Genomic DNA, 12,456 nt, shown 5'->3' on the forward strand with positions numbered 1-12,456 from the left:
ATGGATTATCAAGCGCAATCCTGGGGCCGTTTGCAGCGCGTGGCGCATACCGCCTTGCGCCTCACTTCGCGCCTGCAGAATATCGCCCCGTTTGTCGCCAGTCAGCCGCATGTGCTGCCGTTTGGCAATGGGCGCAGCTATGGCGACTCGTGCATGAATCCGGGCGGCGCGCTGTTGCTCACGCGCGGCATGGATCACTTCATCCAATTCGATCCGGCGCTGGGCATTCTGGAATGTGAAGCCGGCGTCTTGCTGGATGAAATCATCCGTCTGGTCTTGCCGCAGGGCTGGTTTTTGCCGGTCACGCCGGGCACCCGCTTTGTCACGGTGGGCGGGGCGATTGCCAACGATGTGCATGGCAAAAATCATCACCGCCTGGGCACATTCGGCTGCCATGTGCTGGAATTCGGTTTGCAACGCAGCGACGGCGCGCGCCTGCGCTGCAGCGCCAGCCAGAACCCGGCATTATTTGGCGCCAGCATCGGCGGACTGGGACTGACCGGCTTGATCACCGACGCGCGCCTGCAATTGCGCCGGGTCGCCAATCCCTGGCTGGATGTGGAAACCATTCCATATGCCGATTTGCGCGAATTTTACGATTTGTGTCTGGCCTCGGATGCGGAATATGAATACACCGTGGCCTGGGTCGATTGCGCCGGGGCCAAGAGCGGGCGCGGCATCTTCATGCGCGCCAACCACGCGCCGGCGCTGGCCGCAACGCCGCCCCCGCGCGCTGCGCGCCAGCGCCGTTTGCCCGGCACGCCGCCCTTCTCACTGATCAATCCGCTCACCCTGAAACTGCTCAACAGCGCCTACTATCACCGCGCCAGGGCCGGACGCAGCTGGCAACACTGTGCGCCCTTTTTTTACCCGCTCGACGCGGTGCTGGAGTGGAACCGCGCCTACGGCCCGCGCGGCTTTTATCAATATCAATGCGTATTGCCGCATCGCGCCGGACTGGCGGCCAGCCAAGCCTTGCTGGATGCGATCGGCGCCAGCGGCCTTGGCTCGTTTCTGGCGGTGTTAAAACTGTGCGGCGAACCCAAGTCGCCCGGCCTGCTCAGCTTTCCCCTGCCGGGAATCTCGCTGGCGCTCGACTTTCCGAATCGCGGCCCGTCCCTGCATGCGCTGTTTGCGCGCTTAGACGCGATTGTGCAAGAGGCCGGCGGGCGCTTGTATGCCGCCAAAGACGCACGCATGCCGGCCACCCTGTTTCAAGCCGGCTATCCTGACTGGCGCGAATTTGCGCGCCATATCGATCCGCATTTTTCCTCCGCCTTGTGGCGCAGGGTCAGTCAAACCGGGAGTTTTGCATGAAAAAAATCATCATCATCGGCGCCACCTCTGCTATTGCAGCAGAATGCGCACGCCGCTTTGCGCAAGCCGGCGATCATTTATTCTTAGTCGCACGCGATGATGCCAAATTGCAAGTGCTGGCCGCCGATCTGCGCGTGCGCGGCGCGCCTGCGGTGCACACCTTTGTTCTGGACGTGGATGATCTGGCGCGCCATGCGGCGATGTTAAGCCAGGCCAATGCCGCGCTGGGCGCGCCGGATACGGTCTTAATCGCACACGGCACGCTGCCGGATCAGGCTGCCTGCGAGCAGTCGGTGCAAATGAGTTTGGCGCAGATCCACACCAATGCCTTATCGGTGATTGCCCTGCTGACCCCGCTGGCGCAGCAATTCCAGCAACAGGGACATGGCGTGCTGGCCGTGATTTCTTCCGTCGCCGGCGAACGTGGCCGGCAAAGCAATTATGTGTATGGCAGCGCAAAAGCGATGGTGACAGCGTTTTTATCCGGCCTGCGGCAACGTCTGTGCAAACACGGTGTGCATGTGCTGACCATCAAACCCGGCTTTGTCGCCACCCCGATGACCGCCGGCATGCCGCTGCCCGCCGCCCTCACCGCCAGCGCACAACAAGCCGCCGACGACATCGTGCGCGCAATTGCGCGCAAAACCGATGTGCTGTACACGCGCTGGTTCTGGCGCTACATCATGTTGATCATCCGTCATTTGCCGGAAGGAGTATTCAAGCGCACAAAGATTTGAGATGCGTTTTTTTAGTCAGCATTTCCTTTCCATGCAGCAATTTTGGCAGTAAGATCAAGCTATCAGCCGGCAGCTTTGGCCTTAATCAAGCGTAGGCGCCGCCCGCTTACTGCGGAGCGGCTTGGTGCGCTTTCACAAAGGAGGCGGTGGTATGGAAGGCAATTTCAATTTCGGCGTCTTGATCTACGATGAAGTCGAGCCTATCGACTTGGCCACGGTGGGCGTGCTGTCGATTGCGCGCCGCTTTGAGCCGCGCATTCAATATCACACGATTGCGCCCAAGGCCGGTGTGGTGAATATGTGCAATGGCTTGCAAGTGCTGGCCCCGTATGGGATAGACGATTTCAAAAGCGGCAAGCTGCCCAAGCTGCACGCATTGGTGGTGACCGGCGGGCCGGGCTGGCGCAATCAAGTCAAAGAGCCGGAAACCCTGGCGTTTTTACGCGCCATCCACGAAGCCGGCACAGAAATCGTCGGCATCTGCACCGGCGCCATGGTGCCCGCCGCCGCCGGCCTGCTGGATGGCAAGGTGGCCACCACGCGCCGCACCTTCTTAATTGAGCGCGATGCGCAAGGCAATGCGAAACAGGTGGAAAAAAATCCGCCGCTGACCATGAAAGAAGACATCCGCCCGCAAGTGGGCGAAGTGCGCGAACGGCTGGTGGTGGACGAAGGCGACATCATCACCGGCGGCGGCGCGGCATTATGCATCGACATGATGTTCCACTTAATCGCCACCCGCGTCAGCCCGCAAGTGGCGCAAGACCTGGCGGAATTGATTGAATACGACCGCGCCTGGAAGGCCAACCGGGAAGCGCTGGGGGAGGATGTGTTGGCCAAGGGGCCGAGGAGTTGGTGTCCGGTGTGATGGCGGACCAGACGGGGCGGCGGCTTGCAACAGCCGCGCCCGCTCTGGATGTATGTCATACCACGCCAGCTAAGCCGACTGGCAAGCTGGCATCAATTGCCGCTGACATTGCCGCTGCCCTTGCGTCTGTGCAGTCCAAGCAGTCCCAGGCCAGCGAGCATCAAGGCAATCGACTCAGGCTCCGGGATCGCGCTCAAAGGCTGTTGACCACTATAAAACTGACCGAAAAATTCATTATCAATTGTGCCTGTGGCATCGCGGATTTCTATCGCGTTGAATGGTTGGTCTGACCACACGCCAACAAAAGCCGCCACATCGTCTGGCGCGTTAAACATAAACGAACTGACGGTCGTCCCATTGTTCTTAAGCGTCACGGTAAATGTGGAATCAGAGCAGACTGACACATAACATGTGCCCGTCGTGTCCCCGCCAGTAGAAGGTTCAACAAAATCAAATCCTGCTGAAAAGACTGGGCTTTGGAATGCCGCATTGAGATTTTCAATACCACTGATGCCAATGACATTTCCTGGTAAAGTCCGCGTCATAGGAGTGGCGGAACCGCTCCCGATGTAAAGCTGCGTGCTGGGCGCAGCAATGCTGAAGGTGACATCGCCCACCGTTTGGCTGGCGGAGACGCCACCGGGGATCAGTCCAAGATTCGGCAGCGCACCTGTCGCGCTAAACGCCCCGGTGGAGTTGAGGAATAAGGATTTATCACTGAACGTGGCAATCCCTGCAAACGTAGCGCCAGGCGCCAATCCCAGCATAGCGACAGCAAAAATCGACAAAAATGTGCTTTTCATGTTGGTCTCCTCCAAATGAACAGTTTCTTTATGGTTTAAAAACATTACAGCGCGGGCACTATCCGGTTCATGAAGCGCTGCTGGTGAATTGGGCAACTTGTTGCTCAACGCGCATGCTTCGACATGCGAGACCTGACTTAAGTACGATCTCAGCCGCCTTGCCGGTGCAATGGATTGCATTCCAGGAGAGTGCCTGCAAAAAGAATATCAAACATTAATCTTTCATATCAACCTAATATTTATTACAGTTTACAATGTATATAAAACATGCCTCTTGAGCCAACCAGAATGTCTCCCGGCATTTGGCGAAGGCAGGCGGGCGAAACGCGCCAACGGCTGGTGGCGGATGAAGGCGATATCATCACTGGCGGCGGTGCAGCTTTATGCATCGACAGAATGTTTCACTTAGCAGGGTGTTGATAAATGAAGGTGCTCAGAATTTTGACCAATATATCTAGCGGAAAATCCAGAAAATCAACCAGATACAGCATGAATAATCATCAAGTGTTAGTTTTTCAACTCCCTGTTAAGTTGGGCGGATTGGTTGATCAGGTGGCACAGCTTGTAAATACTCCTCTTCCGTCAGGCCTTCATTGAGTGTTGCAAGCGCTTCTTCCAAAGCAGGGTTGGCGATCCGGCTAAAGTCCTCAGCAAACGCCGTCACACAGCCACGCTCGGAATCAGTGACCAAATAAATCTCCCCGCTTTCCGGCAATAGCGCCAGTGCTTCAGGCGGCAGAATCAAATGCCCCCCCTCCATCCGACCATACATCCGTTTCATCACCATAACTCACCTTATGAAATTGTTTTGTGGGAAATTCCCAGCTCCGCATTCTTGCGCAGCCTGGATAAACGAGAACCGCTCTGAAAATCATGCATTCCAAGAATATGTGACAAGTTAAAACCACCCCGGAGACCCGTGCCATGGCCAAGTCGTCTGCATACCTTTCATGCGGCTTGGCGCAATCCAAGTTTCATTCGCCTTATCCCGCTCAGCCCCCCCCTGCCCTGCCATCTTCGCCCTCCCGCTTCTCCGTCCCGCGCTCATCGGCGCTGTTTTTTTCTTCCGCTTCCGATTCATTTTTCAAGGCCGGCATCCGGGTGAAATGCGAGCGCTCACCGCTTTCTTCTATCAAAGTGAAGGAATCGGCCTGCAAATTGAGGATTTTATTGATGTCCGGCGGCAACAGCATGGCGCCGCTGTTGCTGACGAAACGGATGATGATCCAGCCGGCAAACAGATAGAAAAGGATGCGCAATGGTGAACGGATCATGTGCGGCAAATTGTTATTGAGACGCATCGCAAACCTTTTCATCCAAAAGTGTGCTCACGCTGACAAGCCGGGGGAGCGCCATGCTGAAGCGATACGGCAAGAAGCTGGCGCATATTAACAGCATGCGTGCAGCAGAACCGCCCCATGCTGTAATCCAGCGCAGAGCCTGGATTCATCCCAGTCCGCCAAATGGGATTGCTGAAGCGCTTGATGCTGCGCTACAGTAGCGCTCATCCTTCACTTTTGCAAACAGGACGCTTGCCATGCACGCCTTTGCACAGCCGGACCGCGCCGCTCTCGCCCCCGCCGCCACATTGAAAACGCCACAGTCTGCACATTCGGCTCAGCAGGCGCACAAACTGCAGTTGGGTTTGCAATCGGCGGCGCAGCCGCTGGATTTGGCAATCAGGTGTGAGATGGAACAGTATTTCCAGCACGATTTCAGCCAGGTGCGGGTGCACAGCGGCGCCGATGCGGCGCGCTCGGCGCAGGCGCTGCAAGCCCATGCCTACACCTTTGGCAATCATATTGTGTTCAACAGCGGCCAATTTGCGCCGCAACAGATGCGCGGGCAACAATTGCTGGCGCATGAATTGGCGCATGTGATTCAACAAAGCAACGCGCCGCATACTGATCTCACATCAAGTGCGCCCGGCATAGCGCACGCCGGTGAAGCGGAAGCCAATCTGGCGGCGCAACAGCTGGCCGGATCAAAGTGGCCGCCACACGCCAAGCCGGCGCGCATCCGTCATCGCAGCAACACACGCATGATTGCGCGCCTGGCGCAATGCGAGGAATTACCCGGCTTCAGCCAAAACAGCGAAGGCAGCCGCAATAATTCCTGCGGCGCTGCCTCCCTGGTGACTGCCCTGCTGATCTGGGACCGTGAGCGCAAAAATCCGAATGCTCCCAACACTTTGCTGATTGCCGCATTAAACAATGTGCTGCTGGACATCACTCAACAACTCAGTACGCTCCAGCGGCAGCTAAATAAGACGCAGCAACTGGGCGGGAATACAAATAGACTGCAAGCAGAATTCGATAAATTAAAAAAGATTTACCCGGTTTTGCAGGAATTGCGCAATCAGGCGCAAAGCGCTGATGGCAAATTTGATCAAGCCGACTATGAATATCTGGGCCAGGCTTTGTATGCCTTGCAAAAGGAAGAACACACTGAAGGCATCAAATTGGGCGGTCAACGCTCTTTGCAAAAAAAGCTGGGCATGGATGCGCCAGGCATCAGTGACCCGGGCCGGCGCGTTTCCTTTGATGAATTATTAAAGCCGCTGTCCGCCTTGCGCCCCGGTCAAATCGCCCAAGTCAGCTGGTTTTCGCGCGGCGCGCTGAATCAACGCGGCGAAGGCGTATTCACACCGCACGCATTTTTGCTTGGCCGCTTGCAGCGCGGGGCCTGGTTTGTCTCGGATCAGGGCAGTCTGCCGCCATTTCAACTCGAAGCGGAATCGCTGGAAGCATTGAAACAAGGCATACGCCAGCACACCAGCCAAAATAATAAGGGCATACACACCGGCGGCTATCCAGCGCAAGCTGATTTGCTGAGCGACGGCGGGGTGAGCGAAGTCGGGCTCACCATCCTGGCCAATCAAGGCGGGATTGAAGCCAAAGTCCAGTCGGCTTTATTGCAAAACGGTGAGTTTTTAGCTGAAGTGGATAACTCCATCGTGCGCTTTGGCGACAAAATCCGCGTCACAGGATTTATCGCCTATGCCCACTCGCTGGAAGAAGCCAGGCAGATAATGGCGCGCAGCGGCAGTGATGGCGGCGCGGCCATGGTTGAAAAACCGCAAGGCTTGTTTGCGATTTACAAAACCAATCTGGTGAGTGAGCACAATGCCCAGGCCGGGCAAGTTGACGCCAACGATTCCAGCGGCGGCGCGTTCAGCTCATCCCCGCAACGCTTCTTTCAGGCTTGGCTGCAACTGCGCAGCCCAAGCGGCAGGGGCGCGCTGTTTCAAGTGTATTGAGACGGCGCCCGGCTTTAATCCAGACGCCTGCCGAGATACGCCAAATCCATCGCGGCGCGCCAAAAAACATGCGGCGCCCATGCGGCTTGCCGGCATCACCTCTCGCATCGCAACATTTTTTACAACTCCCGCAAAAATTCTTGCGCGTTCGACTTGAAAACCCCCAAAGCCGTCCATATAATCAGCACTCGTCAGGGGAGAGTGCTAACAACAGCCTGAATCCGGGTCAATATTTCCGATTTCATGGCGTTAGAGGCAACATTTTCTTCCCGCAGCGTGCATGTTTGATATGCACACATTGTTATCAAACGCAAACACAACTGAATTAAGGAGTTTTTGTATGAACCTTCGCCCTTTGCACGATCGCGTTATCGTCAAGCGTCTCGATCAGGAAACCAAAACCGCATCCGGCATCATCATCCCTGACGCCCATGCAGAAAAACCGGATCAAGGTGAAGTGCTGGCCGTGGGCAACGGCAAAGTGCTGGAAGACGGCAAAGTGCGCGCACTCGAAGTCAAAGTCGGTGACCGCGTGCTGTTCGGCAAATATTCCGGCCAAACCGTGAAAGTGGATGGCAACGAACTGCTGGTGATGCGCGAAGAAGACATCATGGCTGTTGTTGAGCGTTAATCGCTTTGCTGATTACGCATTCACATCCTCTCTTAAAGAATTGAAACAGGAGTAATACCATGGCAGCTAAAGACGTAGTTTTCGGCGATTCCGCCCGTTCCAAAATGGTGGAAGGCGTCAACATTCTGGCCAACGCCGTTAAAGTGACCCTGGGCCCGAAAGGCCGCAACGTTGTGCTGGAGCGTTCCTACGGCGCCCCGACCGTGACCAAGGACGGTGTGTCCGTGGCCAAGGAAATCGAACTCAAAGACAAGCTCATGAACATGGGCGCGCAAATGGTGAAGGAAGTTGCTTCCAAGACCAGCGACAACGCCGGCGACGGCACCACCACCGCTACCGTGCTGGCGCAAGCCATCGTGCGCGAAGGCATGAAATATGTGGCCGCCGGCATGAACCCGATGGATCTCAAGCGCGGCATCGACAAGGCTGTGACCGCCACCGTGGCTGAACTGAAAAAGATCGCCAAGCCCTGCACCACCAGCAAAGAAATCGCACAAGTCGGCTCGATCTCCGCTAACAGCGATTCTTCCATCGGCGACCGCATCGCTGAAGCGATGGAAAAAGTCGGCAAAGAAGGCGTGATCACCGTGGAAGACGGCAAGTCCTTGAACGACGAGCTGGATATCGTGGAAGGCATGCAGTTCGACCGTGGCTATCTGTCGCCGTACTTCATCAACAATCCGGACAAGCAAGTGGTGATTCAGGACAATCCGTTCATCCTGCTGTGCGACAAGAAAATCTCCAGCATCCGCGATCTGCTGCCGGTGTTGGAACAAGTGGCCAAGGCTGGCCGTCCGCTGTTGATCATCGCTGAAGATATCGAAGGCGAAGCGCTGGCGACTCTGGTGGTGAACAATATCCGTGGCGTGCTGAAAGTGTGCGCAGTCAAGGCCCCGGGCTTTGGCGACCGTCGCAAAGCCATGCTGGAAGATATCGCTATCCTGACCGGCGGCCAAGTGATCGCTGAAGAAGTCGGCCTGACCCTGGAAAAAGCCACTCTGGCTGATCTGGGCCAAGCCAAGCGCGTGGAAATCGGCAAAGAAAACACCACCGTGATCGACGGCGCCGGCCAATCCGCCGCGATCGAAGCCCGCGTCAAGCAAGTGCGCGTGCAAATCGAAGAAGCGACTTCCGACTACGACCGTGAAAAACTGCAAGAGCGCGTGGCCAAGCTGGCCGGCGGTGTGGCAGTGATCAAGGTTGGCGCCGCCACCGAAGTCGAAATGAAAGAAAAGAAAGCCCGCGTGGAAGACGCGCTGCACGCTACCCGCGCTGCGGTGGAAGAAGGCATTGTGCCTGGCGGCGGCGTGGCCCTGCTGCGCGCCCGCGCCAACCTGAGCGTCAAGGGTGACAACTCTGACCAGGAAGCCGGCATCCGCATCGTGCTGCGCGCGATGGAAGAGCCGCTGCGCATGATCGTGCAAAACGCTGGCGATGAGCCGTCCGTGGTGGTGGCCAAGGTGCTGGAAGGCGCTGGCAACTTCGGTTACAACGCTGCCAATGGCACCTATGGCGACATGGTGGAAATGGGCGTGCTGGATCCGGCCAAAGTGACCCGCTCCGCACTGCAAAACGCTGCTTCCATCGCTGGTCTGATGCTGACCACCGATTGCATGGTGGCTGAGCTGCCGGAAGACAAGCCGGCCCCGGCAATGGGTGGCGGCATGGGCGGTATGGGCGGCATGGGCGGCATGGACATGATGTAATATCGTCCATCTGCGCAACAAACCCCGCTGCACAAAAAACCCGCAACGCAAGTTGCGGGTTTTTTTCATCTTGCCGCCGGAAAAAAACGGTGAGACAAACCGGACCCGGCAATGGGTGGCGGCATGGACATGATGTAATCATCCGGCTCAGGCGCCAAACCCTGCTGCACAAAGAACCTTGCTGCGCCGTCTTTCACACCCGCTCACAAGCCGCCCAGCAATTCCAACAGCCTTTGGCCGGCGCGCCCGAGTGGCCGGGCGCGCGCCTGCACCAGTTGCGGGGTGAAGCGGTAACGCGAGCCGCCTTCATATTTCACCTCGCGCAAGGCCCCTTGCGCCAATTCTTCCTGCACCAGAAATTGCGGCATCCAGCCATAGCCCATGCCCATCAGGAGCGCCTGTTTTTTTGCGACAAAACCGGACAGAAAAAACGCGCGCTCACTGCCGAACATATGCTGATCATTGCCGCTGTCGCTGGAATCCTGAATCGTCAGCTCGGTGTGTTCCTGCAATTGGCTCAGGCTGACCTGCTCTTGCGCGGCCAGGGCGTGGGCCGGGCTGACGCATAAAATGCATTCGATTTCATCCAGCGCGCGGCAGTGTAATTCCGGCTTTTGCTGAAAGTCTTTGACGATCATCATATCCGCATTTTCTTTTTCAAAGCGTTGCTGCACGCCGCGCAAAAACTCAATCTTGACTTGCACCTTGGTCGGCGCCCCTTCTGCACTGAGAGCTTTTAGCGCCAGTAACACTTTTTCCAAGGGCAAGATGCCGTCCACGATCAAGAGCAAGTGCGCCTCCCAGCCCTGACGGTATTGTGCAGCCAAGGCTTGCAATTGCCCGGCTTGCTGCAAAAGCTTGCGCCCCTCTTGCAAGATGCCGGCGCCGGCATCGGTCAGGCTGACGCGGTAGCCGCTGCGGTCGAGCAAGGCGACGCCTAATTGCTGCTCCAGCTTCGCCACCTGATAGCTGACCGCCGATTGCACTTTATGCAGACGCTGCGCGGCGCGCGCAAAGCCGCCTTCGCGCACCACCATATCCAAGGCCGCCAGGGCTTCCAGGTCGATTGTCATTGCCGCCTCACATGATCAAAGTTTTTGATTAAATTCATCAAAATCTTACGCTTTTTTTGTTCTTCTGACTTGGCTATAGTGCGCATATCAGCCTGCTGTCAGGCACAACACAATAATGAGGAGCAGATTCATGCACAATCCGGTCAAACTGCGCGGTATCGAATTCACTGAGTTTTGCGGTCAAAGCAATCTCGCACTGGAAAATCTGTTTTGGGAATTCGGCTTTTCGCGCCTGCGCCGCCATGCGCATAAAGACATCAGCTACTACCGCCAAAATGACATCCACTTTCTGATTAATCACGACAAGCAAGGCTTTTCGGCCAGCTTCGCCAAGCAGCACGGGCCGTCGATTTGCGCCATGGGCTGGCGCGTGGAAGATGCGCAGTTTGCGCTGGAAACTGCGGTGGCGCGCGGTGCGCGGGCGGTGGCGGATGCGGATAAAGACCACCCTTATCCGGCGGTGTACGGGATTGGCGAGAGTTTGATTTACTTCATTGAAGCGCCCGCCGATGGCCGCAGTATTTATGAGCGTGATTTTGTTGCGCTGGAGCAGCCCCTGATTCAGCCGGACAAGGGTTTTCTGTGTGTGGATCACTTGACCAATAATGTGCCGTTTGGCGAGCAGGACAAATGGGCCGCATTTTACAAAGAGATTTTCGGCTTTACGGAAGTGCGTTACTTCGATATTCAGGGCGTGAAAACCGGTTTGACCAGCTTTGCGCTGCGCTCGCCGGATGGCAGTTTTTGCATCCCGATCAATCAGCCCAAGAATGAGCAAGACCAGATTGCGGAATATCTGCGCGAGTACAACGGCCCCGGCGTGCAGCATCTGGCCTTCCTCACGCGCGATATTCTGGCCTCGCTGGATCAATTAAACGGCTCGTCGATTGAAACCCTGGATATCGACCCGGAATATTATGAAGATGTGTTTGTGCGCGTGCCGGACGTGAAAGAAGACCGCGCCCGCATTGCGCAACATCAAGTGCTGGTGGATGGCGATGCGGATGGCTATTTGCTGCAGATTTTCACGAAAAACATCATCGGCCCGATTTTCATTGAGATCATTCAGCGCGAAAACAATCTTTCGTTTGGCGAAGGCAATTTCGGCGCCTTGTTCCGCTCGATTGAAAAAGACCAGGAACGCCGTGGCGTGATTTAAACCGGACTCAGAACAGGAGAAGATTATGTTGCAAGGCGTTCATCACGTTGCCTACCGCTGCCACGATACGCGCGAGACGGTGGAGTTTTACCAAAACATGCTGGATATGGAATTTTTGCTGGCGATTTCGGAAGACCGCGTGCCTTCCACCAAGGAGCCGGATCCGTATATGCATGTGTTTTTAGACGCCGGCAATGGCAATGTGCTGGCTTTTTTCGAGTTGCCGAATTCACCGCGCATGGGGCGCGACGGCAATACCCCGGCCTGGGTGCAGCATATCGCGTTCAAGGTGCAGGATATGCCGACCCTGCTGGCGGCCAAGGAAAAGCTGGAGGCCGCCGGAATTGAGGTGACCGGCCCGACCAATCACGAGCTGTTCCAGTCTATCTATTTTCTGGACCCGAACGGGCATCGCATCGAGCTGGCGGCGGACACCACCACGCCGGAAGTCTTGCGTAGAATGAAGGAAATCGCGCCCCAAATGCTGGCCGACTGGACAGCCTCCAAGCGCACCGTAAAACATGCGGCCTGGCTGCATGAAAAGGAATTCTCACAATAATCAGGCGCAGCTGCGCTGTCTCTCTCCTCAAAAAAATTCCGGCCAGGCCTGTCCTGGCCGTTTTTTTGCTCTCCGCAGGCACTCCCGCCACGCCGCATCAGATGACGATTTTTGCATAATTACAAGCATCCTTCATTCTGACAAACTGGCGATACAGTGATGAAATATCCATAATATATTGAAGTATTTCCCATCTATTTTCTTCTATCTTCACCCAATCTCTTTTAACACAACTTCATTTGTTCTTAAATCCGTAACATCCGCAGATAAAAAATTTGCAATTTTATTTGCAATAATGCTATTATTTGCCATGTTGCTTTAGCAATTCAACACTTGCAGCAAGC

12 protein-coding genes are annotated in these 12,456 nt (G+C 56.1%); 8 read left to right on the top strand and 4 right to left on the bottom strand.

Annotated features, from left to right (window positions below; genetic code table 11):
* From V8J88_RS12350 to V8J88_RS12360, 3 genes are all read left to right on the top strand, one after another.
* A complete protein-coding gene (locus V8J88_RS12350; RefSeq protein WP_338844434.1) occupies positions 1-1,317 on the top strand; it encodes an FAD-binding oxidoreductase in 1,317 nt (438 codons plus the stop codon).
* The gene (locus V8J88_RS12355; protein WP_338844435.1) at positions 1,314-2,054 is read left to right on the top strand and encodes an SDR family oxidoreductase; all 741 of its coding nucleotides are present in this window, start codon (positions 1,314-1,316) and stop codon (positions 2,052-2,054) included. The genes V8J88_RS12350 and V8J88_RS12355 overlap by 4 nt, the downstream gene beginning before the upstream one ends.
* A 151-nt stretch (positions 2,055-2,205) precedes the next feature.
* On the top strand, positions 2,206-2,922 hold the full coding sequence (locus tag V8J88_RS12360; RefSeq protein ID WP_338844436.1) for a DJ-1/PfpI family protein: 717 nt from the start codon (positions 2,206-2,208) through the stop codon (positions 2,920-2,922).
* Between the two features lie 92 nt (positions 2,923-3,014).
* On the opposite strand, the gene V8J88_RS12365 is transcribed toward V8J88_RS12360, so the two are convergent.
* The 3 genes from V8J88_RS12365 to V8J88_RS12375 all read right to left on the bottom strand — a co-directional run bounded on the left by V8J88_RS12365 (position 3,015) and on the right by V8J88_RS12375 (position 5,026).
* Positions 3,015-3,725: a PEP-CTERM sorting domain-containing protein gene (locus V8J88_RS12365; protein WP_338844437.1), complete on the bottom strand. Its 711-nt coding sequence runs from the start codon at positions 3,723-3,725 to the stop codon at positions 3,015-3,017.
* A gap of 526 nt (positions 3,726-4,251) precedes the next feature.
* The gene (locus V8J88_RS12370) at positions 4,252-4,506 is read right to left on the bottom strand and encodes a hypothetical protein (protein ID WP_338844438.1); all 255 of its coding nucleotides are present in this window, start codon (positions 4,504-4,506) and stop codon (positions 4,252-4,254) included.
* A 211-nt stretch (positions 4,507-4,717) separates the two neighbouring features.
* Positions 4,718-5,026, bottom strand: coding sequence for a hypothetical protein (locus tag V8J88_RS12375; RefSeq protein WP_338844439.1), 309 nt, complete (start codon positions 5,024-5,026; stop codon positions 4,718-4,720).
* Positions 5,027-5,262: 236 nt separating this feature from the next.
* Here V8J88_RS12375 and V8J88_RS12380 point away from each other — a divergent pair, with 236 nt between their 5' ends.
* The 3 genes from V8J88_RS12380 (at position 5,263) to groL (ending at position 9,321) form a co-directional block, all read left to right on the top strand.
* Entirely contained in the window at positions 5,263-6,984 is a 1,722-nt protein-coding gene (locus tag V8J88_RS12380) for a DUF4157 domain-containing protein (protein ID WP_338844440.1), read from the top strand.
* Between the two features lie 340 nt (positions 6,985-7,324).
* Positions 7,325-7,615 carry a co-chaperone GroES gene (gene groES, locus V8J88_RS12385; protein ID WP_338844441.1) on the top strand — a complete coding sequence of 97 codons (291 nt, stop codon included), beginning with the start codon at positions 7,325-7,327 and terminating at the stop codon, positions 7,613-7,615.
* A gap of 59 nt (positions 7,616-7,674) precedes the next feature.
* Positions 7,675-9,321: a chaperonin GroEL gene (gene groL, locus V8J88_RS12390; RefSeq protein WP_338844442.1), complete on the top strand. Its 1,647-nt coding sequence runs from the start codon at positions 7,675-7,677 to the stop codon at positions 9,319-9,321.
* Positions 9,322-9,524: 203 nt separating this feature from the next.
* Here the strand turns inward: groL and V8J88_RS12395 are convergent, their stop codons facing one another.
* The gene (locus V8J88_RS12395) at positions 9,525-10,394 is read right to left on the bottom strand and encodes a LysR family transcriptional regulator (RefSeq protein WP_338844443.1); all 870 of its coding nucleotides are present in this window, start codon (positions 10,392-10,394) and stop codon (positions 9,525-9,527) included.
* 130 nt (positions 10,395-10,524) lie between these two features.
* Here V8J88_RS12395 and hppD point away from each other — a divergent pair, with 130 nt between their 5' ends.
* Together hppD and V8J88_RS12405 are read left to right on the top strand one after the other, a co-directional pair.
* Entirely contained in the window at positions 10,525-11,553 is a 1,029-nt protein-coding gene (gene hppD, locus V8J88_RS12400; RefSeq protein WP_338844444.1) for a 4-hydroxyphenylpyruvate dioxygenase, read from the top strand.
* A gap of 22 nt (positions 11,554-11,575) precedes the next feature.
* A complete protein-coding gene (locus V8J88_RS12405) occupies positions 11,576-12,112 on the top strand; it encodes a VOC family protein (protein ID WP_338849880.1) in 537 nt (178 codons plus the stop codon).
* Positions 12,113-12,456 lie beyond the last annotated feature (344 nt).

The sequence above is a fragment of the Massilia sp. W12 genome, from assembly GCF_037300705.1.
Lineage (GTDB): Bacteria > Pseudomonadota > Gammaproteobacteria > Burkholderiales > Burkholderiaceae_D > JACPVY01.